The 21,857-nt window shown below is 67.6% G+C and carries 19 protein-coding genes; 2 read left to right on the forward strand and 17 right to left on the reverse strand.

Annotated elements, in window-relative coordinates; genetic code table 11:
* Positions 1–215: 215 nt before the first annotated feature.
* The 16 genes from AC1RM6_RS28285 to AC1RM6_RS28360 all read right to left on the reverse strand — a co-directional run bounded on the left by AC1RM6_RS28285 (position 216) and on the right by AC1RM6_RS28360 (position 17,611).
* Positions 216–2,294, reverse strand: coding sequence for a TonB-dependent receptor (locus AC1RM6_RS28285; protein WP_493107597.1), 2,079 nt, complete (start codon positions 2,292–2,294; stop codon positions 216–218).
* Positions 2,295–2,769: 475 nt separating this feature from the next.
* On the reverse strand, positions 2,770–3,525 hold the full coding sequence (locus tag AC1RM6_RS28290; RefSeq protein ID WP_493107599.1) for an SDR family NAD(P)-dependent oxidoreductase: 756 nt from the start codon (positions 3,523–3,525) through the stop codon (positions 2,770–2,772).
* Positions 3,526–3,592: 67 nt separating this feature from the next.
* Positions 3,593–4,360 carry a 3'(2'),5'-bisphosphate nucleotidase CysQ gene (locus tag AC1RM6_RS28295; protein ID WP_493107601.1) on the reverse strand — a complete coding sequence of 256 codons (768 nt, stop codon included), beginning with the start codon at positions 4,358–4,360 and terminating at the stop codon, positions 3,593–3,595.
* Between the two features lie 4 nt (positions 4,361–4,364).
* The gene (locus AC1RM6_RS28300; protein ID WP_493107605.1) at positions 4,365–4,829 is read right to left on the reverse strand and encodes a hypothetical protein; all 465 of its coding nucleotides are present in this window, start codon (positions 4,827–4,829) and stop codon (positions 4,365–4,367) included.
* A 979-nt stretch (positions 4,830–5,808) separates the two neighbouring features.
* The gene (locus AC1RM6_RS28305) at positions 5,809–6,033 is read right to left on the reverse strand and encodes a DUF2274 domain-containing protein (RefSeq protein ID WP_493107608.1); all 225 of its coding nucleotides are present in this window, start codon (positions 6,031–6,033) and stop codon (positions 5,809–5,811) included.
* Positions 6,034–6,037: 4 nt separating this feature from the next.
* A complete protein-coding gene (locus tag AC1RM6_RS28310; protein ID WP_493107610.1) occupies positions 6,038–7,252 on the reverse strand; it encodes a TraB/TrbI/VirB10 family type IV secretion system protein in 1,215 nt (404 codons plus the stop codon).
* Positions 7,249–8,163, reverse strand: coding sequence for a P-type conjugative transfer protein TrbG (gene trbG, locus AC1RM6_RS28315; RefSeq protein ID WP_493107612.1), 915 nt, complete (start codon positions 8,161–8,163; stop codon positions 7,249–7,251). Before trbG ends, AC1RM6_RS28310 begins: the two co-directional genes overlap by 4 nt.
* The gene (gene trbF / locus AC1RM6_RS28320; protein WP_493107614.1) at positions 8,160–8,966 is read right to left on the reverse strand and encodes a conjugal transfer protein TrbF; all 807 of its coding nucleotides are present in this window, start codon (positions 8,964–8,966) and stop codon (positions 8,160–8,162) included. Before trbF ends, trbG begins: the two co-directional genes overlap by 4 nt.
* A 4-nt stretch (positions 8,967–8,970) precedes the next feature.
* On the reverse strand, positions 8,971–10,275 hold the full coding sequence (trbL, locus tag AC1RM6_RS28325; protein ID WP_493107616.1) for a P-type conjugative transfer protein TrbL: 1,305 nt from the start codon (positions 10,273–10,275) through the stop codon (positions 8,971–8,973).
* 106 nt (positions 10,276–10,381) lie between these two features.
* Positions 10,382–11,128 carry a P-type conjugative transfer protein TrbJ gene (gene trbJ / locus AC1RM6_RS28330; RefSeq protein WP_493107618.1) on the reverse strand — a complete coding sequence of 249 codons (747 nt, stop codon included), beginning with the start codon at positions 11,126–11,128 and terminating at the stop codon, positions 10,382–10,384.
* A 2-nt stretch (positions 11,129–11,130) separates the two neighbouring features.
* Positions 11,131–13,581: a conjugal transfer protein TrbE gene (gene trbE, locus AC1RM6_RS28335; RefSeq protein ID WP_493107620.1), complete on the reverse strand. Its 2,451-nt coding sequence runs from the start codon at positions 13,579–13,581 to the stop codon at positions 11,131–11,133.
* Positions 13,575–13,844, reverse strand: coding sequence for a VirB3 family type IV secretion system protein (locus AC1RM6_RS28340; protein WP_493107622.1), 270 nt, complete (start codon positions 13,842–13,844; stop codon positions 13,575–13,577). Before AC1RM6_RS28340 ends, trbE begins: the two co-directional genes overlap by 7 nt.
* Positions 13,841–14,185, reverse strand: coding sequence for a TrbC/VirB2 family type IV secretion system protein (locus AC1RM6_RS28345; RefSeq protein ID WP_493107624.1), 345 nt, complete (start codon positions 14,183–14,185; stop codon positions 13,841–13,843). The genes AC1RM6_RS28340 and AC1RM6_RS28345 overlap by 4 nt, the downstream gene beginning before the upstream one ends.
* Positions 14,186–14,187: 2 nt before the next feature.
* Positions 14,188–15,174 (reverse strand): P-type conjugative transfer ATPase TrbB, encoded by a 987-nt coding sequence (gene trbB / locus AC1RM6_RS28350; RefSeq protein ID WP_493107626.1) that lies wholly within the window; start codon positions 15,172–15,174, stop codon positions 14,188–14,190.
* Positions 15,171–15,581: a CopG family transcriptional regulator gene (locus AC1RM6_RS28355; protein WP_493107628.1), complete on the reverse strand. Its 411-nt coding sequence runs from the start codon at positions 15,579–15,581 to the stop codon at positions 15,171–15,173. The genes trbB and AC1RM6_RS28355 overlap by 4 nt, the downstream gene beginning before the upstream one ends.
* 2 nt (positions 15,582–15,583) lie before the next feature.
* Positions 15,584–17,611 (reverse strand): conjugal transfer protein TraG, encoded by a 2,028-nt coding sequence (locus AC1RM6_RS28360; protein WP_493107630.1) that lies wholly within the window; start codon positions 17,609–17,611, stop codon positions 15,584–15,586.
* Positions 17,612–17,836: 225 nt separating this feature from the next.
* Here AC1RM6_RS28360 and AC1RM6_RS28365 point away from each other — a divergent pair, with 225 nt between their 5' ends.
* The gene (locus AC1RM6_RS28365) at positions 17,837–18,505 is read left to right on the forward strand and encodes a hypothetical protein (RefSeq protein ID WP_493107632.1); all 669 of its coding nucleotides are present in this window, start codon (positions 17,837–17,839) and stop codon (positions 18,503–18,505) included.
* On the forward strand, positions 18,505–19,740 hold the full coding sequence (locus AC1RM6_RS28370) for a hypothetical protein (RefSeq protein WP_493107634.1): 1,236 nt from the start codon (positions 18,505–18,507) through the stop codon (positions 19,738–19,740). Before AC1RM6_RS28365 ends, AC1RM6_RS28370 begins: the two co-directional genes overlap by 1 nt.
* A gap of 56 nt (positions 19,741–19,796) precedes the next feature.
* Here AC1RM6_RS28370 and rlxS read toward each other — a convergent pair whose 3' ends face one another.
* The gene (gene rlxS, locus AC1RM6_RS28375) at positions 19,797–21,770 is read right to left on the reverse strand and encodes a relaxase/mobilization nuclease RlxS (RefSeq protein WP_493107636.1); all 1,974 of its coding nucleotides are present in this window, start codon (positions 21,768–21,770) and stop codon (positions 19,797–19,799) included.
* Positions 21,771–21,857: the final 87 nt, after the last annotated feature.

Here is a 21,857-nt window from a genome sequence, read left to right on the forward strand (position 1 = left end):
GCCCGACGGGATCACGGGCCGACGGCCAACATGCGGATGAAAAAGGAGACGCTGCCCTGGGCCGCTTCATGCGGTCAGTGACAGCGTCGCAGGGGCACACGGCGCGATGGGGAACGGCCGCGCGGTCTCGATCGCGCCCCAGGCGGTTGTCGGGGCGGCGCCGGTATCGGTCCGCCCCGAGGTTCGACGCGGCGCCGATGGGTAACGGTCGGTCTTCAGAAGCGTGCGCTCACCTCCACGCCATAGGTGACGGGCAGGTTCCAATTCGCGCCAAGGCCGAAGCTGTTATACTGCACCGCGGTGCGGTAGCGCTTGTTGGTGAGATTGTCGCCCCAAAGTGCGACCGTGTAGGTCTTGCTTGGATCAGTCCACTGCGCGCGTGCCGACGCGATCTCATAGCCCTTTTGCGGGAACTGCACGCCCGACGGGCCGAAATAGAAGCGCGACGTGTAATAGAGATTTCCGGTGAGCTGGAACTCGCCGCCAGCGAGATCGGTCCGGTACCGCGCACCGGCGTTGCCGGTGAATGCGGGTGTCCGCTGCATCGTCACATTGCGCAGCGTCGTGCCGGCCGGGATGAAGAAGGATGTTCCCAGCCCGCAGCCCGCAACCGTCGGACAGCGGACATAGACCGGGGCATTGTTGAACGTCTTGTAGCGTGCGTGCGTCCATGACGCCCCGCCGTTCAGGTCGAAGCTGCTGCTCAGGGCGTAGCGGAACGAGCCCTCGAGCCCGTAGATCTCGGAGCTGGCCGCGTTGGTGATGTTCGCGCGACCGTCGGCGAGATAGCTCGAGACCTGCAGATTCTTGTAGTCATAATAGAAACCCGCGGCCTCGATCGACAATTGCCGGTCGTCATATTTGGCCCCGACCTCGAACGCGTTCACATTCTCGGGCTTGACGTCGTTGCACTTGAAGGCCGGAGGGTTCTGACACGAACCGCCGACATCGATGATCGCGGCCTTATACCCCTTGGTGTACGACACATAGACGCTCGACTGGTCGGTCGGCTTGTAGCGGAGCACGACCCTGGGGGTGATCGTGTTGCTGCTGATCGAGGGCACATCGATCACCGTCGCGCCGATATTGTAATAGGCGCCGACAACGCTGTCGTGGGCGTAGCGCGCGCCGGCGGTCACGAACAGCTGTTCGGTCAGCTCATAGGTTCCATCGACGAACGCGGCATAGCTTTTGGTGGTGGTGCTCGACCCGCCGAGACGGGTCGGCCCGGTGGGATCGCGCGAGGCGCTGGTCGTATCGAGGAAGGTCCGATAACGGTCCTTGTTCGCGAAGTAGAACAGCCCGCCCGTCCATTGCAGGCGCGCCGACGGCTTGGAATTGAGCAGCAGTTCCTGGCTGAAGGTCTTGTTGAGAACCGGGATGCCGATCTGGAAAAGCGCAAGCCCGGTGGAATCGAGATCCTGCGACAGATTGACGTCTTCCGAGCGATATTGGGTGTAGGAGGTAAGGTCGCCAAAGCCCAGGTCGAGCTTGATCGTGCCCTGGACCGTGTTGTTGATCGAGGTGAAGACGCCCGACCGGCTCCGGGCGACCTCGTCGGGATCCGTCGTATAGCTGCCGGCCGGTGCGAAGTTTGGCGCGCCGATCCCGAGCTTGGGATCGAGATAGGTCGCGGCGTTCACCGCGGTCGGATCGTCGATATCGCCATGAAGATAGCGGATCAGGACCGACGCATTGTCGGACAGCTGCGCCTTCAGCCCGGCCCGCACCGACCAGGCCTCGTAGCGACCGATCCGGTCGTTGCCGTCGACGATATTGGTCTGGAAGCCGCTGCCATGGCGATACATGCCTTCGATATCGAAGGCGAGGCCGGCCCCCAGACCATAGGTCGCGTAGCCCTGGGTGACGAACTGATTGAACCGGCCATAGGATGCCTTGACCCGCGCTGCCGGCTCTTCGCTCGGATCCGCGGACTGGATCAGGATGGCGCCGCCGGTGGTGTTGCGACCGAACAACGTGCCTTGGGGACCCTTGAGGACCTGGACGCTCTGGACGTTCAGCAACTGGCTGTTGGCCGCGAGAGGATTGGGCGAATAGAAGCCATCCAGATAAATGCCGACGTTCGAACCGACACCCGAGGTGACGACGGCGGTGCCGATGCCGCGGATCGTCGGCTGCGAGAAGGCGGCAGCGCTGTCGAACCGCAATGATGGCGTGATCTTCGAGATGTCGGCGAGCTCGCGAACATTGGCGGTCGACAGCTGTTCGGCGGCAAGCGTGGTGACCGTGATCGGCACGTCAACGGAGCGCTCGGCGCGGCGCTGCGCCGTCACCACGATCTCGGCGTCCTGCTGCGCGGACGCAGCCTGGTCGTCGGCTGCGGCTGTCGAAACGCTATTCTGTGCGAGTGCCGTGCCAGACGCACCTGCAAGCAGCACAATGATAGATAGACTCCCGGCCTTGATCATCGACACATCCTCCTCCCAAAGGACGCGCTGGAGCCGGACCCGCCTTAAGTGACGGTTATCTCTGTCCGGTCGGCCCGCGCCCAGCCTGTAATTATTTGTTCGTCGCCTTGTTAGCAAGGCAGCCGACGGGCGTCAACGCGCCGACCAATATTGTGAGACAGATATCTCGTTGGCGACGGCAAGCGGCCTCTCTGTCGAAACTCTCGGTGGCATTTCGATGCATGTCCTCTCGAACCGAACCGCGTCCGACACCGCTGGAGCACATCCTCGCGACATCCGGTTGAGGCTTGCGATCGCCTCGAAGGTCGGCCGGAAAGGCGGGTCGGCCGGCACTCAAGCTTCAGACGGCGGCGCCGCCGTTCACGCCCAACATCTGTCCGGTGATATAGCCTGCCTCATCCGACGCGAAAAAGGCGCACGCCGCCGCGATCTCTTCCGGACGCCCCAGCCGCGGAATGGGATAGCCGGCGATGATCTGCTGGTACGGCACGGGAAAAAGGTCGCCGTCGATCGCGCGCCGCGCCATCGGCGTGTCGATGAAGCCCGGGGAAACATTGTTGACCGTGATTCCCTTCGCCCCGAACTCGACCGCGAGCGACCGGGTCATGGCGATCAGACCTCCCTTCGACGCCGTGTAATGGGCCATGTTGGGCGCTCCGGTCTGGGCACCGATCGCCGTCACATTGACAATGCGCCCCCAGCCTGCATCGACCATGTCGGGCAGGGCCTGCTTGGTCACCAGATAGGTTCCGCGCAGGTTCACGTTCATGACACGGTCCCAATTGGCCTCGTCGATCTCGGCGAACGCGGTGAAATTCTCCACAGCCGCATTGTTGATCAGGACGGCGATCGGGCCGAGTTCACCGCGCACGCTGTCCAGACAGTCAGCGACCGCTTGACGGTCGGCGATGTCGGCGACGACGCCGACCGCGCGACCGCCGGCCGAGACGATCTCGGCCGCGACAGCGACGGCCGCCTTGCCGTCGATATCGAGCACGGCGATTGCGAAGCCGTCCCGCGCCAGCCTGAGGCTTGTCGCCCTGCCCATTCCCGACCCTCCGCCGGTGACCAGGGCAATTCGTCCTGCTTTCATCATCCACCCACCTTCTTGCATTGAAATCGCGTAGCGCCGAGCGGCCTGCCGCCAGGCAGGATCGGCAGCTTCAATGGTTGACGGGCGGGGTGGCCAATAGGTCGAGTATCTTCGCGGCATGCTCGTGCCGGCACAGCAGCAGATCGGGCAGATAGACGTCCTGGTTGTTGTAGACCATCGGGCTGCCGTCGATCCGCGAGCAGTGCAGGCCGTAGGCGCGCGCTACTGCGATCGGCGCGGCGCTGTCCCACTCATATTGCCCGCCGGTGTGGAGATAGATATCGGCCTCGCCGCGCACGATCGCCATCGCCTTGGCCCCGGCCGATCCCATCGGCACCAGTTCGGCGCCGAGCTTCTCGGCGACCGCGACCGCTTCCTTGGCGGGGCGGGTGCGGCTGACCACCATGCGCAGCTTGGCCGGCGCCGGCGGCACCGCCTCGACCTGATCGGTGCGCAGCACGAGGTCGAGCCCGGGCAGCGCCACCGCGCCGATCTCGGCGACCCCGTCGATCGCCAGACCGACATGGACCGCCCAGTCGGTGCGATGCTCGCCATATTCGCGGGTGCCGTCGACCGGGTCGACGATCCACACCCGCGACTTGGCGAGCCGCTCGGGATTGTCCTTCTCCTCTTCGCTCAGCAGCCCGTCGTCGGGCCGCTGCGCGCGCAGTGCGTGGACGAGGAACTGGTTGGCGGTCTGGTCGCCCGCCTTGCCCAGCGCCTTGTCGGGGAACATCCCCGACTTGCGCACCTCGAGCAGAATCCGCCCCGCCACCTCGGCGAGGTGCGCGGCGAGTTCGGCGTCTTCCAAGCCACCGGCCTTAACCTCAAAACTCATGATATTACGCCTCTTCGAAAGGGATCAGGCCATCGAGATAGTCGATGTCCCCAAGGATGAACGGAGATCCAAGGAAGGTTCCCGCAATGCGCTCCCTGAGAACCAGCTTGTCGTGCCACGGCGAGTCGGGATGGTCGTCCATGAGCGGCCCGACATCGAACCCCAGCGCTTCGAGCCTGGTCCGATGCCGCTCGAGATCCCTGACCCCGAAGACGACGCCAATCACGCCTTCGCCGCGGGTTTCCAGATGCTCATATTGAAACTGGTTGAAGTCGGTCCGCGTCGGCAACGGGGCGACGATCTCGAGCCCGGCCTCCCAATTGAGATACATGACGAATCCCATATCCTGGCGCTCAAACCGTTCGAGTTTGCAGTCCGAGAGCTGCTCGAGCAGCGCAACATTGGCTTCGAGCGTTTCTGGCCACGAAATCCAGGCCACATGGTCGATATGGTTGACGAATTTCTTCATGTTGGGGATCCTTCGATCGAGTCTATCTGGGCTTGCCCGCGCGGAAGGCCTCTCGAGGCCGGCGCCTCATCGCGGACAGCGGTCGACGAGTTGCATATTGATCGGTTGTCACTCCGACCGCGCGCAGCGGCTCGACATCGCCACCCCCCGGAAAGCCACGATCCGAAGATTTGTGGATTGCCGGTCTCGCGGCGGGACGATGATCGGTTGCTGGATCATTGCGGCTGCTCTCCCCTCCCAACGCTTATATCCGCGTGTTCGTCATATTGTTAGCATTTCGATCGACTGTCAATCTCGCGGACCGGGAGGGGTTCGAACTCGGACGATAAGCATCTGATTTATAGCGTCTGTTTCGGTCGTTATCGTCACCTACCTTGGAATCTAACATTCGACTTTTCCGTCCAAAAACAGGCTGTTGCAGGCTCGGTTCGGCCGAGCTTTTTCTATCGAGTTTCATCCGGACAAGTCTCGCACCACTAGAACGGAAGCCTTCGCCCGCACTTCGCGACGACGTTGGAACTACGCCCGCATCGGCACCCGATCCGGCGAACGCCCCCTTTGCCGCCGACGGCTGAGCCAACCGAGACTGCATGCTGAGGTAGATCCGCCCAAGACCCTGACCTGATCGGCGTGTCGCCCGAAGGCGCGGATCAGACTTCAAAGGATTTCTCCGGGCTGGTCCGCGATCGACGCCCCCCCTCTCTCAGCAGAGATTTGCAAAACAGGGGTTCGCCTATCGCGCTGGTCCTGCCTCGATGAGCGCCCATACAGGGCGGGAAAGGTCCTATCGGGAGGCACCGCGTCCCATGCTTTGGCTCGATGATGCGCGCATCCATGACGCAATGAAGCCGCGCTCCGCTGGTTCGTCGAGAACCGTTAGCGCAGAGCCATTGCGGGCAAGGGTTTCCCGGAAGCTATGTGCTCGCGAGTTTGCTCGGCATTAGCGGCAACGCCGTTCGCCTCATCAATGGGGCGCCATTCATCCAAGCGAGACAGGCTTTCGTCCCTTAACAAAGACGCGGTCACTCTCCAGAAAGGCTGCGAGCATTGCGGGAATGAGGTCGGCAACCGACTCCTTCTGCCCATAGGCAGCCTCATAAGCCGCAGCATAGTCACGCAGCGCGTCGTTGAGATCAGGCATCACCGTGATCGTCAGTCTGGTCGGCGTCCGATCGGGCAGCTTTGACAGCTTGAGGTCCGCCATTGATTCACTCCTTCCAGGGTTCGAGAACGAGATCGTGATGGACCACGAGCCGTACCGACGCGCCCGGCCGGATCGTAATCGTCGGCTGTACGTCGAGATCCTTCGAGGTCAGCTGATCACCCGCGCGCGAGACATTCTGCTGGGTAGACTCGCGGATCGCCTGAACGAGATCGCTCTCGCCGGAAAATGTGAGATCGGCTCCGACCCCGAGCAAGGTCGACAGGACAACGCCCTTCAGCAGCGCCCATGTGTGGAAATCGACCTTGTCGGCAAGGCCGGCATAGCCGGCAGCATCAGCGGCCGGTATATTGTCGATGCGCAGCGATCGTCCATTGGGCAGGATGAGCCGCTGCCAGACCACGAGCGCCCGCTTCTGGCCGAAGGCGACCACCGAATCATAGCTTCCAATCAGCCGGGCACCCTGGGGGATCAGGAGAATACGCCCGGTGACACTGTCGAAGACCCGCTCGGTGATCTGCGCTGTCACCAAGCCGGGGAGATCGGATCGCAGGCCGGTAATGAGGCTGGCCGCGATCACGCTGCCCGCGGACAGGATATAAGGCGATATGGGCGCCACGAGCGAATGCGGATTGACGTCCCCGCTCCGGTCGGCCGTCCCGACAAAATCGACCTTGCGCTGCTGCGCGTTGGGATACTGCGCGGGATCGAGCGCGACCCTTGTCTCATGTTCGCCACCCGACGCCATCGTGGGCGCCGCTGGCTCCGGCACGGGCGGCGCCGCTGTCGGGCCGGCTGACGGGAAGAGCAGCGCCGATTCGCGGGCGGCCCTGCGTTCGGCCAGCCTGCGTTCGCGCTCGAGCATCGTGGCCTGGCCAGGTCCGACCGCCGGCCCACCTCCGTCGGCGGCAAGCAGGCGCTGTCGCTCGAGGATGGGGCGGCCCAGGTCACCCGGGAGCGGTGGCCCCAGCCGCGGCGCATCGCCATAGGTCGCCGGCAGTCCTCCCAGAGCGTCGGTTGCCGGCCTGGCCGCAACGTCCGACTCGTCGCGCGCGACAGTGCGATGGAACACCGCCGGCTGCAGCGCCACCCACGCCGTCGCGACGACGCTCACCGATGCCAGCGCGGCGATGCCGACCACCATGCCACGCCTGAAGCGGATCGCGCGGGGCGGCCGCGCCCGCAGAACCAGGCTCTCCGGATCGGCCTTCGCCGGCGATACCTCAGGCGCAGATGCAGCCGAATCGCCTCCCCCGGTCATGACGGCTGCCCGCCGTCGATGATCCGGCGGATCCGCACTACCTCTTGGTGCTTGGTTCCGAGGCGTAGCTCCGCGGTGTCGAAGATCCGGTCGACGACATAATATCGGCCGCGCACGCGGTAATTGACGAGCTGCGCCGCGCCGTCGCGGCCGATGACGAACAGGGGCGGCGCTTCACCCTGCGCAAGACTCGGCGGAAATTCGAGAAAGGTCTGGCGCCCGTCATCGAAGGCGCGCAGCGGCCGCCAGCCCGGCCGATCACCGGACAGCACATAGTTGAAGCGGAGTTGCTCGACCGGCAGACCCGTGGATGCCGCGAGCGGCGCAGCTGCGGCGTCGGCGACCGCGACCGTGCGCTTGAGGGCGATCAACGCATCCTGCGGATAGGACCAGGACAGGGCCGTCATCGCGACCGATCCGCTGGTGAGCGCGACATGATAGCTGCGCCGGTCGGTGGTGATGACGAGATTGGTGGCAAGGCCGGCAGCGAAGGGCTTCACCAGCACATGGGTCCGCTTGGTGTCGCCGGTCCCGCTGCTGGCGTCGCCGACCACCCAGCGGACCGTGTCGCCACTGGCAACCGCGCCCAGCGCTTCCCCCGGTTGCAACAGGATGTCGGTCACACGTTCGGGCGCGGTGTAGACATGGTAGATCACGCCCTCGCTGAACGGATAGACCTGTACCGCATTGATATAGGAAGGCAGCGCCGGCTCGAGGGTCGCCGCCCGGTTACCCTGCGCGACGACCCGGGCCGGCAGCAGCGCATGTCCGGCGTGCGCCGGATGCGACCGCGCGGCCGCAAGCTCCGGGTGGTCGGCGCCGGTGGCCTGCCGCCCACCCGCGGGCGGGGCGGCGCCGGACAGCAGAAACGCAATGGCGACGCAGGTCGGAAGCGAGGCGATACGGTTCATGGCTGGGTCTCCGTGCTGACGGGCGGGGAAAGGCGGGCGAGGTTGGGGTCCAGCGGCGAGCCCATCGGCACGGTCGACGCCGACGCCTGCGCGGGCGACCGCGCCGCCCCCGACTCCGCGGGGTCGAGTTCGCGGCTCCAGTCGATGGCGTCGACATAGATGCCGAGCGGATTGCGCCGCAGCGTATCGGCGGAGACCGGCGGCCGCGTCACGACGGCGAGGATCGCCGTCCAGCGCGACACGCCCTCCGGGCTGCCATGCTCGAAAGCGGTCTCGCGCCACTTCACCTGGAAGGAACGATCCGACGCGCGCACGACGCTCGTCACCTGAATCGACACCGTGCGCTCGCCGATGCGCGCGAACGGATCGGCCGAACGCGCATAGTCGCCGAGGAAGACGCCGCCGCGCCGGGTGGCGAAATCAAAAGCCGACAGCCAGTCGGCCCGCATCAGCACCGGATCGAGCGAAATACCACGGACATGCTCGATGAAGCGCGCTAGATGCCAGGCGATCTGCGGATCGGTCGGGCGATAGCCGGCCTCGGCCGACGTCACCGCCCTCGCCTCGCCGAGCCGGTCGACCTCGACGACATAAGGAACGACCCGGCTCTGCAGCGACTGCCAGATCAGCCCGCCCGCCATCGCGGTCGCCAGCCCGAGCAGGCCGAACGCGATTAGCCGCCAGTTGCGCGCCTGCACCCGTGCCGAGCCGATCCGCTCGTCCCACAGCTGACCGGCGCGCTGATAGGGGGTCTCGGGTGCCGGGCTACGTCCGTAGCGCTGGACATTGCGCCTGAAGATCATCGGCTCAATCCTCCTTTTCCTTGATGTCGGGGGTGGCGGATGCGCCACCGCGATCACCATCCTTGAGGGTCTGGATCGCAACCTGGCGGTGATGGCGCGCATCCTGCCGGGCGCGCATCGCCGCGGCCCAGGCCGGCACCCCGGTTGCAGCGCCCGCCGATCCGGCACCACTGGCGGCAGGGTCTGCCGAAAAGGCCGATGCGGCCGCAGCGCGCCCGGATGCCCGCGCCGCGGCGAGGCCGAACAGATCGCCGGCGCGCTGGCGCATCGCCCCTCCGGCGGCGCGGGCGACCCCGCCTAGACCGGCGCCCATCGTCGCCGATCCGCTGGCCTCCTGGCCATGTTGGTAGGCGGCGCCGGCAGCGGCCCCCATCGACGTGCCGGCACGGATCGCGCCGAGCGCGCCGCCGCCGATCCCGCGAGCCGCCGCCATCGCCGCGCCGCCGCCTGCGAAGGCGAGGCCGGCAGCGCCGAGCGTGGTGCCGAGCGCCGCGCCGGCGCCGAGTTGCGGCGCCCCGGCCACGAGCCCCGAGGCGATGCCGGGTCCGAAAATCCCGAGCCCGAACAGCGCCAGCGCGGCGAGCACGAGGCTCATGGCCTGGCCGATATCGGGTTCATGCCCTTGCAGCGCGGCGACGAATTCGGCGAAGAAGTTCGAGCCGATCCCGACGATCACCGCGAGCATCATCACCTTGATGCCCGATGCGACGACATTGCCGAGCACCCGTTCGGCGAGAAAGCTGGTCCGGTTCCAAAGGGCAAACGGGACGAGCACGAAGCCCGCCAGCGTGGTCAGCTTGAATTCGACGATCGTCACGAACAGCTGCACCGCGAGGATGAAGAAGGCGATGATGACGAGCGCCCAAGCGAACAGCAGCACCGCGATCGTCAGGAAATTGTCGAAGAAGCTGGTGAACCCCATCAGCTTCGAAGCCTGGTCAAGCAGCGGCCAGGCCGCGGCGAAGCCGGTGCCGGCCAGCCGCCCTGGCCGGAGCAGGTCGTCGGCCGACAGCGCGCCACCGCTGGCGGTGAGCCCCGCGGCGGCGAACGAGCGGAAGATGATCCCGGCCAGCGTCGAGAAGCTGTTGAGGATGAACGCGAAGGCGCCGACATAGAGGATCTTGCGCAGGAAGCGGGCGATGACGTCGCCCTCGCCGCCCATCGCCCAGAACAGCCCGGCCAGGGTGATGTCGATCCCGATCAGTGTCGTCGTCAGGAAGCCGACATCCCCGCCGAGCAGCCCGAAGCCGCTGTCGATGTAACGGATGAAGGCCTGGAGGAAGCGGTCGATGACGTTGAGGTCGTTCATCAGATCATGTCCGGTCGGAAGGATGCAATGCCGCGGGACGGACGCTGGGGAGCATGGCGCCCGCCCCGCGGCGACGGCGCAGCGGCGCCGCCGTCGGGGCCTGGTCCTATTGGGGCGTGTAGGCCGAGCCCGACCCGAGAAATCTGGTGGTCGACGCGCGGGCCTCGGCCTGCGCCTGGACGCGGCGCGCCTGCTCGATCGCCTCGGCGCGATACTGCGATGCCATCAGGTTCTGAATCTGGAACTGTTGCTTGGCGGTGAGCGCGAGCAGCTGGTTGGTTGCCTGCTGAGCCTGGAGGCTGCCCTCGGCACCCTGGCTGCGCGCAGCCAGCGCTGCCAGCGTGCGGGCGTCGGCGGCGACATCCTCGACCACCCGCGCCTGGACCCTCATGCTCTGCCGGTAGGCGGCCATCGCGGTGTCGAGCCGCGCCCGCGCATCGATCGCCTGCCGGTTCACCCCAAGCGTCTGGTCGATCGTATCGGGAAACAGGGCCCGGACCTGCGCTTCGACCTCATCGGCGCGAAAGCGGATGCCCTGCGCCTGGCCCATCAGCTGGTCGATCTGCTGGAGGGTCGCGGTGATCGCCTGCAACTCGGGAAAGTCGATCCGACTGAGATTCTTCGCCTGGTTGAGCAGCGATGTCGCCTGGTTCTGCAGCGACCGGATCTGGTTATTGACCTGCTGCAGCGACCGCGCCGCGGTCAGCAGATTCTGGCTGTAATTGCCGGCGTCGAACACCGGGATCGCGCGGGCGGGCGCCTCGGGCGCGATCGTCGACAGGCCAAGCCCGCCGACGGCAACGATAGCAAGGATCGAGGCCGCGAACGGGCGGTGGGAGAGGCGGACGGGCATGGCTATTCTCCTTGGGGGTCGGAAATGGACGGCGAAGCGAAGCCGGCGAGCAGCGCCGCGGCCCAATCGAGCCCGGAATCGGCGAGGAAGCGCGCGGCAAAGTCCTCGGCGCCGTGCTCCGCGAGCAGCGCATCGATCCGGACCTGGCTGGCGGGATCGGAGGCACCGCACAGGGCGAGCGCGATCGGACCGAGCCCGAGCTCGAACAGCCGATTGCCGCGCGCCGACTGGAGATAGTAATCGCGCTTGGGGGTCGCCCGGGCGATCAGCTCGATCTGCCGGTCATTGAGCCCGAACCGGGCATAGGCGTCGCGCGCCTGCGGCTCGATCGCGCGGTCATTGGGCAGCAGGATACGTTGCGGACAGCTCTCGATGATGGCCGGGGCGATGCTGCTGCCGGCGATGTCCGCGAGGCTCTGGGTGGCGAACAGCACCGCGACATTGCGCTTGCGCAGCGTCTTGAGCCATTCGCGAATGCGCGCGGCGAACAGCGGATGGTCGAGGAAGATCCAGGCCTCGTCGAGCACCAGCAGGGTCGGCCGGCCGTCGAACCGCGCCTCGAGCCGGTGGAACAGGTAGGTGAGCACCGGCGCGACCACACCCGCCTGCCCCATCAGCCCCTCGGTCTCGAAACATTGGATATCGGCCAGGGCGAGGTCAGGCTCGGCGGCATCGAGCAGCCGGCCATAGGGGCCGTCGAGCGTATAGGCGGTCAGCGCGTTCCGCAGCGCGTTCGACTGCAGCAGCAGCGCGAGCCCGGTCATGGTCCGCTCTCCCGGCGGCGCCGAGGCAAGGCTGGCGAGCGCCGACCACAGCGCCTCCTTCACCTCGGGGGTGATCCCGACCTTCTCCTGCGCGAGCAGCGCGGCGATCCATTCGGCCGCCCAGCTGCGCTCGGCGGGATCGTCGATCCCGCGCAGCGGCTGGAAGGCGAGGCCGCCGGACCCGTCGGTACCGAGACCGAGCGCATGGTGGACGCCGCCCATCGCCAGCACCGCCGCACGCGCCGACCAGCCCTTGTCGAACAGGAACAGCTGCGCGTCCGGATAGCGCCGGAATTGCAGCGCGATCAGTGCCAGCAGCACCGACTTGCCGGCCCCGGTCGGGCCGACCACCAGCATATGCCCGACGTCGCCGACATGGCTCGACAGCCGGAACGGGGTCGAGCCCGCGGTCCGGGCGTAAAGCAGCGGCGGCCCACCGAGATGACGGTTGGCGGCGGGCCCGGCCCAGACCGACGACAGCGGCATCAGATGGGCGAGGTTGAGGGTGTGGACCAGCGGCTGGCGGACATTGGCATAGACCTGGCCCGGCAGCGACGACAGCCAGGCCTCGACCGCGTTGATGCCCTCGCGCTGGCAGGTGAAGCCCAGTCCGTTGACGATGCGCTCGACCGCCCGCACCTTCTCGCCGACTCTGGCGCGATCGCGGTCGGCCAGCGTGATCGTCGTCGTCAGATAGCCGAAGGCGACATGGTCGCCGCCGAGCGCCTGCAGCGCGAGATCGGCATCGACCATCTTGTTGTCGGCATCGCTGTCGAGCAGCTGGGCCGGCTGGTTGTAGAGCACCTCGCGCAGCAGCGCGGCGATCGACTTGCGCTTGTTGAACCATTGCCGGCGCAGCTTGCCGAGCACCCGGGTCGCGTCGGTCTTGTCGAGCGCGATGAAGCGGGTCACCCAGCGATAGCCGAAATCCTGGTGGTTGAGCGCGTCGAGAATCGCCGGGCGGCTCATATTGGGGAAGCCGAGGATCGTTAGCGTGCGCAGATGAAGCTCGCCGAGCCTCGGCTCGAGCCCGGCAACGAGCGGCGTGTCGACCAACAGCGCGTCGAGATAGATCGGGGTCTCGGGCACCGCGACCGGGTGGCGCCGACCCGAAATGGTGCCGTGCAGATAGGCAAGGGTCTCGGCATCGTCGAGTGCGCGGATCTCGGGCATGAACCCGGCGAGAAGGTCGAGCACGCGATCGGTCTGGGCGATGAAGCCGGCAAGCGCCCCGCGCCAGTCGCGGCCCCGCACCGCGTCGGCCCGCTCGACCAGCGACCGGCCGGCGGCGTCGCTGCGATCGGCGGGCGGCAGCCAGAGCAGAGTGAGATGGAAGCGGCTCTCATGGTGGCGGCCCTCGGCCTCGAAGCCATGACGGCGCTCCTCGTCGACCAGCCACGACACCGGATCCGGGAAGGTGGCGGCCGGATAGGCGAGCGCCTCGCGACGCTCGGCCTCGACGAACAACGCCCAGCCCGAGCCGAACCGCTTGAGGATATTGTTGGCGCGCGCGCAGGCCGACACCAGTTCGGCGTCGGTGGCGCTCTCGAGATCGGGACCGCGAAACGCGAGGGTGCGCTGGAAGCTGCCATCCTTGTTGAGGACCACCCCGGGCGCGACCAGTGCCGCCCAGGGCAGATGGTCGGCGAGCCGGTCGGCCGATGGCCGATATTCGCGCAGGTTCAGCATGCGAGATAGCCCCGCTGGCGCAGGTGCCGGAGCAGCACCGGCAGGACATCGGGATCTCGGCGCGCCGCGAAGACGGCGAGGCTGTGCCCCGCCGCCCAGAGCGCCAGGCCGACCAGCCATTGCCGGAGGCCGAGCCCGACCGCCGCCGCGACGGTACCGATGACGATCGCGAGCCCGCGCGGCGCGCCGCCGAGCATGATCGGCGCGCCGAGGCTGGCATGGATCGGCACCTCATAGCCGTCGATATGCGCTGCCGATGTCATGCGATCAGCGCCCCGCCGCCGAACGAGAAGAAGCTGAGGAAGAAGGACGAGGCGGCAAAGGCGATCGACAGGCCGAACACGATCTGGATCAGTTTGCGGAAGCCACCGGCGGTCTCGCCGAAGGCGAGCGTCAGGCCGGTGGTGATGATGATCATCACCGCGACGATCTTCGCGACCGGCCCCTGCACCGATTCGAGCACCTGCTCGAGCGGCTGTTCCCAGGGCATGCCGGTGCCGGCGGCGTGGGAGGCCGACGACAGGAGGGCGGCCGCCGCGAAGGCGACCAGCGAGACCGCCCAGCGATTCGGGCTCAGGCGGGCGGCGATGACGGGATGCGACATGATCAATCTCCTTCGGGGGATGCAGGATTGAGAAGCTCGACGAGGCCGTAGCCACCGTCGGGATCGACACCGACGACGCGGGCGATGCTGGTGATCCGGCGCTCGAGACCGCGGCCGGAAATGAAGACGATGAGGTCGATGGCATCAGCGATCAGCCGGCGGGGCACGCTCACCACAGCCTCCTGGACGAGACTCTCGAGCCGATACAGCGCGGCTTCCGCACTATTGGCGTGGAGGGTGGCGATGCCGCCGGGATGGCCCGTGTTCCACGCCTTGAGCATGTCGAGCGCCTCGCGGCCCCGCACCTCGCCGACGACGATCCGGTCGGGGCGCAGCCGCAGGGTCGAGCGCACCAGATCGGCCATGCCGACCTGGCCAGGGCGGGTCCTGAGCGCGACGGTATCGGCCGCCGGACTCTGCAGCTCGCGCGTGTCCTCGATCAGGATCACCCGCTCGTCGCGCCCCGCCATCTCGGCGAGCAGGGCGTTGGCGAGCGTGGTCTTGCCCGAGCTGGTGCCGCCGGCGATCAGGATATTGTCGCGGCTGGCGACCGCGATCCGCAGCCGGTCGGCCGCGCTCTCGGTCATCAGCCCCTGCGCGACATAGTCGGCCAGCGTGTAGAGCCGGTCGGCGGGCTTGCGGATCGAGAAGCACGGCCCCGTCGAAACCGGCGGCAAGACCCCCTCGAAGCGCTCGCCGGCCAGACCCGCGGCATGGGGCGGCAGCTCGGCGGAGATGATCGGGGCGGCGCCGTGGACCTCGACCCGGGCGTGGCTCGCCACCAGGCGGATGATCCGCTCGACTTGATCGGCGGGCAGGCGCACGCCGGTATCGACCCGGCCCTCGCCCAATATGTCGAGCCGGAGCACGCCGTCGGGGTTGACCATGATCTCGGCGACGCACGGGTTCGCGAGCGCGAGCGCGATCTCGTCGCCCATCGCGGTGCGGATCATCGCCCGGCGGCGATCGGCGGCGAGCGTGCCGGTCATGCGCCCTCTCCCGAGCGGGGTCCGCCGAAGCTGCGCCGTCCGGCGCCGACCTGGCGGGCGACCTGCTCGACGAACGCGTTGAAGCGCTCGCGCGCGATCGCCCTACCGGCACCGTCATTCTCCGCGAGCGGGGCGGTGACCGCCAGCTCGTAGCGGACGAACAGCGCCAGCGATTCGAGCAGCACCCAGCTGTCGCGCTCGAGCCGGCCGAGCGCGCCCGACATCCGGTCGAGCCGCAACCCGAAGCGTTCCTCGAGCTCGCCGGTGCCGCGACGGTTGAGCCAGGCCTCGAGCGCGTCGGCGAGGATCGCCGATTTCGACGCGCCCGGCCGCGCGGCGAGCGTTTCCAGCCGCTCGCTGAGCGCCTCGGACAGGAACAGCTGATGGCGGATACGGGGCGCGCGCATCGTCAAAAGCTCGGCAGCAGATCGTCGCCGCGATCGGCTTCGTTGACGGCGTGGGCCGCGGTCACGCTGCCGAGCGACCGCGCCTGGTCCATCGCACGGCTATCGGCGGCGACATCGCCTTCATCCTCGTTGAGCCCGAGCGGATCGGCGCTGACCGGCTCCGGCGGTGCCGGCATTGCATCTTCGGCTAGCCCGGGATGGCGCTCCTGCTGAAGGCCACCGCTGCTCTCCTCGCCGGAAACATCGTTGCCCGGCGTCAGCCGCGCATCGGGCGTCGCGGATCGCCCAGCCCAGTCGTCCGGCCGCGCGCTCGGCCGGTCGGCATAGCGACCCTGCGCCAGAGCGGGAGGCGGCAGCAGGCGGCGGGTGAAGTTGCGATCCTCATAATGGCGGATCTTCTGCGCCCTGATCGGCGACAGCCCCGACACGAGCACGAGCTCGTCGGTCGGTGGCAGCTGCATCACCTCGCCCGGGGTCAGCAGCGCCCGGGCAGTCTCCTGTCGGCTGACCATGACATGGGCAAGCCAGGGCGCGAGCCGGTGCCCGGCATAGTTGCGCATCGAACGTTGTTCGGTCGCGGTGCCGAGTGCGTCCGACACCCGTTTGGCCGTGCGTTCGTCGTTGGCCGCGAACGCGATCCGGACGTGGCAATTGTCGAGGATCGCGTTGTTCTCGCCATAGGCCTTGACGATCTGGTTGAGGCTCTGGGCGATCAGGACCGCGCGCACCCCATAGCCGGCCATGAAAGCGAGCGAGGTCTCGAAAAATTCCAGCCGGCCGAGCGCGGGAAATTCGTCGAGCATCATCAGCAGCTGATGGCGCCGACCTTCGCCAGCGCCATGCAGCCGCTCGGTAAGGCGGCGGCCGATCTGGTTGAGGATCAGGCGAACCAAGGGCTTGGTCCGCGAAATGTCCGACGGCGGCACCACCAGATAGAGCGAGACCGGCGCCGCGGCTTCGACGAGGTCGGCGATCCTCCAGTCGCAGCGCGACGTCACCGCGGCGACTGTCGGATCGCGGTACAGGCCGAGGAACGACATCGCCGTCGACAGCACCCCCGAGCGTTCATTCTCGCTCTTGTTGAGCAGCTCGCGCGCCGCCGACGCGACCACCGGATGAACCTGCGGGCGATCGGCGGCGCCGAGATGGTTGGTCGCCATCATCCGCCGCAGCGTCGCGACGAAGCTGCGCTGGGGATCGCTGAGGAAGGTCGCGACCCGCGCCAGCGTCTTCTCTTCCTCGGCATAGAGGATGTGGAGGATCGCGCCGACCAGCAGCGAATGGGCGGTCTTTTCCCAGTGCGAGCGGCGCTCGAGCGCACCCTCGGGGTCGACGAGGATGTCGGCGATGTTCTGGACATCGCGGACCTCGTTCGCCCCCTGCCGGACCTCGAGCAACGGATTGTAGCGCGCCGAACGGATGTCGGTCGGATTGAACAACAGGCAGTGCGAGGAGCGTGCGCGCCAACCCGCGGTCAGTTCCCAATTCTCGCCCTTGATGTCGTGGATGACGGCGGACCCGGTCCAACCGAGCAGCGTCGGCACGACGAGGCCGACGCCCTTGCCCGATCGCGTCGGCGCGAACGCCATGACATGCTCGGGACCGTCATGCCGCAGATAGCGCGCCGCCAACCGGCCGAGGAAAACCCCGGCGTCGCCGAACAGCCCTGCGCGGCGCACCTCGTCGACCGACGCCCAGCGTGCCGACCCATAGGTCGTGACACGACGTGCCTGCCGCGCCCGCCACAGCGATCCGGCGATCGCGGCGCCGCACCCGGCGAAGCCGCTGGCCCCGGCGATCGCGCCGGCGCGATCGAAGACATGCGGGGCATAGGCATCGAAATGATACCACCAGGCGAACAGCGCCCACGGGTGGTAGATCGGCGTGCCGCCGATGCGGAACCAGGGCATACCGAGCTGTGACTGATAGGCCAGCCTGGCGGCTGCCCATTGGGTGCCGAGCCATATACCCAACAGCACGATGGCGAAGACGATCAGAATCTGGCCGATCAGCAGCTTGGTCGGAGTCATGCGGGCTCTCCGCCCGCGCTCGGAATCGGGCGGGCCTCAAGTCCCTGAAAATCCACTTAAACCGGAATGGCGGGAGGGACGCTCGGGGGCGTCGAGCGGCCCATTGGCGCATCTTGGACCGCGCACGATGGACCGATCGCCCCCGAGACGATCGGGACCCCGCCGGCACGGCCCTTAACATCGACCGCTCGCCCCCTTACCTGCTTCGGGAACAGGGGGTTGATCATGAACCATCACGATCTGACGCTCAGGCTCGTCGATTTCGCGGGCATGGCGCCTGATTTGCTCGACGAAACCGCACTCGAACGGCTGCGGGTCGCGCTTGCCGATGTCGTCGCGATAGATGGCGACAGCGCGGAGTCTGAGGACGATCCCGATCTCGTGCGTATCGGTCTCGGCTTCTGCAACTTCACCGAACAGCGCTTCTACAGCATCAAACTCGGTAATGCGGCACGTGACCGCCTCGGAGCCCTAGGCTTGGCCGGCGCCGGTATCGGCGCGACGACGGCGATCGCGGGCCTCATCGCCGCGGGCACCCTGACCGGGTGGGTGGGCCTTCCGGCACTCGCGGCGATCCTTCTCGGTCTGACCGGCCGCGCCAAGCCCTTCATCGCGACGTTCGGGATCGACGAAGCGACCGCGCTCGACCTCGCCTGGCGGCATTCGCGCGTCGACCATGGATTTCGCCTGGTTGATCGCGCGCAGCTCGAGACGGCGATCGGTGATGTCGAAACGGTCTATGGCAATGCCGGGTTCAATCCGGCGAAGTTGACCAACGCCCTGAACAAATTGATCGCCCTCCATATGGTCAAGGAAGCGGGTGGCGACCGCTATCAGCTGCTCGAACGGATCATCGTCGAGGGCACCAACCAGCTCCACATCGAGAAGGCCTGATGCCGCGCTCGGGGTCGCACCCGCTGATCGACGCCTGGGACGATTATGCCCGGACGGTCGAGGAAGCTTTCAACGAACCTGACATCATCGCCCATTTCGAGCGCGAAGCCGAGGTCGAGGGCAGCTTCGACAGCGTGCTGGCGAACATCGCCCGCGATCTGGCGGCGCAGCCCTGGCTGGCCGAGGACGCCGGCTATGGCTGGACGCTGGATCGCAACGCCTATCGCTTCGCGTCCGAAGCCCTGCATCAGGGGCGCGTCCTCAACGCACTCGGCGGCCTTGTCCGGCCCGACGACGAGGCCGCCCGACGTGGCGCGGCCGGCATCGCCGCGCGGCAGGGCCTGCGCTGGCGTCTTGAAGACGCCGAGCCCTATTGCCGGCACGGTGAGGGCTGGCGGTTCGTCGTGTTCCCGTTCGGATGGGACAATGTCTTCGCGATCATGGGGCAGGCCTTCCTCGCCCATGGCGCGGACCGCCCCGTCGTTCGCCGGCTGTTCCCCGACATGGTGCCACCCGCGGACTGGCATCCTTCCGCCAAAGGCCTGCTGCTTGCGGCCATGCCGGTCGCCGAGGCGCGCGCCGCCATGGTCGACTCCTTCCTGCTCGACCGGATGCGGGCATCGCACCCCTGGTTCGAGGCCGCGGTCATCTCACTCGCCGAGATCGACGATCCGACCGTGCGCACGCTCGGGGCGATCAGCTCGGAATGGGTGGTCGGCCATGAGGTCGCCCACGCGCTGTTTCATCGCGGCGTCCCGGCCTCGCCCGAGCGCGAGATGCAGGCCGACCAGGCCGGCCTCACCCAGTTGGTGAGCTGGACCCGCCCGAGGGACCTGACCTCGCTGGCGACCGATCTGTCGCCGAACTTCTGGGACTATGTCAGCGCCCGGCTGGGGCTGATGACGCTCAGCCTCGCCACCGAGCTGCGCCAGCGCGACCGCGGCACGGTACCGCCCGGCCATCCCGGCATCGCCCGCATGCGCTCGGACCGGCTGCATGCGCTGGTGGCCGACAATCTCGACATGCTGACGATCACCACCGATGAGCTCGCACTGATCGGCGCGCTCGACGCGGCGTTCGAGGCCTTTCTGGCGGATCTGCTCGCGCTCCACGCATCGGTGCCGTCCTGGGCCAAAGCCTTTGCCGGCAAGGCCGCACGCGAAGCCGACGAGATATTCAGGGCCGAACTTGCGAGTCACAAGGCCAAGGGCGGCGGTCCGATCCGGCCCGAGTGATGCCGGCTTGGCATAGGACGTCGGCCAGGCGATCCCGTCCTGCCTGGCGACCGGGGCTATGAAATCTCCGGCGCCGGACGCCCCCGCCCGATCGTCCAGCTGCTGCCATCGGCGCGATGGATCCCGCTGACGGTCTTGCCGAGATGCGGCTCGAGCGACGGCCGCCAGGGAACGAGCGAAAATTCGCGGCTGCGCTCGACCAGTGCATAGCGGCCGCTCGTCAGATCGACCCGGCGTCGCAATATCCCCTCGACCCGTTCGCCCTCGGCCGGCTCCGCGTAGCGCAGGCCCAGTTCGTCGGAAAACTGGCCCGCGACCCGCAGCAGCTCGCGACGCCGGAGGGTCCGGAGCAGATCGCTCGGGTACTGCACGCCGTCGTCCCGATGCTCGGCCAGTCCCTGTTCGATCAGCCACTGCCGCCGCGACGCCTGCGCCGCACGCACCTCCCGGCCGAATCCGGCATCGCGCAACGGCCGATCATCCACCCCCGTCAATGTCCGGTCGATCCACGTTTCCGCATCCTCAACAGCAAGATGCTCAAGCGGGGTCGTCGACAGCATCTCGATCGTCACCGGCCGATCGCGCGCCTGCCGCGCCTCGAACGCCGCCGCCCGCGCGAGATGGTCGGGCGCGATCGCCCATGTCCCGTCGGCCCCGCGCTCGACCGATCGCGAAAGCCGCCGCATCGCCTCGAGCCGGCGGACATGGGTATCGGCGAAGGCCTCGCTGGCCGAAGGATCGTGGCGAAGATGGAGATCGACCGAATATCGTCCGCCATGGGCCGCAGCGACCTCCGCGATGGTCCGGTCGATCTGGCGCACGCCGACCGGCCGCGGAACCACCCGGACGATCGCCCCCTCCGGGGTCGGCGCGGTCGCTTCGCCGCGGCCGATGTCGACATGGTGAACGCGCCCATCGGTGCCGTCGACGAGAAGGAAATGGCGATCCGCCAGCTCGTCGACGAACCCGCGCGCGATCACCCGTCCAGTGATGGGCGCGGCCCGGCCGCCATCGGGATCGAACATGATGCGATCGATGCCGGGCCGGTCGAGGTTGCGCGCGGTCAGTTCGCGCTGCATCGTCCGGATGATGTCGCCGCGCTCGCCGGCCTGTCGCAATATGGTCTCGAGGTCGGCGGCGAGCCGCCAGCGTCCGGTGCCCAACGGCTCGGCCAGCCCCATCGTCCCGAGCTTCTGCAGCCGTCCCGCGCGCAACGCCTGTTCGAACGGATCGCGATCGACCGCGGCGACGACGCGGTCGCCGCCCATGTGGCGCAGCAGCGTACGGTCGATCGCGGTCAGCCGCTCCTCGCCGATATCGTGCCGCAGCCGCGCCTCGATCTCGATGTCGGTGCGGGGTCCGAGATCGAGGGTGACCAGTTCGGTCGCCCGGGCGCGCAGGCCATGGGCGATATACTCGCGGGCGATCACCACATTCTCGCCACGGTCATCCTTCCCGCGCAGCATGATGTGGGTGTGGGGATGGCCGGTGTTGAAATGGTCGACCGCAACCCAGTCGAGCCTGGTCCCGAGATCCGCCTCGGCCTGGCTCATCAGCCGCCGGATGAACGGCTTGAGGTCGGGATATTCGACGCCATCCTCGGCCGAGACGATGAACCGGAACTGGTGGCGGTCGTCGGTTGCCCGCGCCAGGAACGCCTTGCCGTCGGCGACATCCTGCTCGGCCGAGTAGAGCTGGCCCGGCGTTCCCTCGCGGGTGACCCCGTCCCGCTGGATGTAGCGCATATGCGCGGTGGCCGCCGCAATCCCCTTCCCGCCGAGCCGGACCAGGCGGGCCTTGACCACCGCCCGGCGCGCGCGCCGGCCGCCATGGCGATCGCGGCTCGACAGCAGCCGGCCGATGCTCGCCCCGCGCCCGATCCGGCTGCCGTCGAAGCGCCGCCGCCCTTTGCCCGATCCGCTGCCGACCCGCGCCGCAGCCGCCGCGACCCGCCCGAGATAGGAGCGGGGCTTGCGGTCACCGCCGGCGCGCATCCGGCCGATCCGCGGGGTGAACTCGTCGTCGCTCATCGCCTGGCCCCATGAGAGGCAGAGCAGAGGCCCGGAAAAGCGGGGTTTCCGCCGCAGCCGTCTCGTGCCGACGAGACCCCGTCTCCT

This window comes from Rhizorhabdus sp. GW822-FHT03C02 (assembly GCF_058801765.1).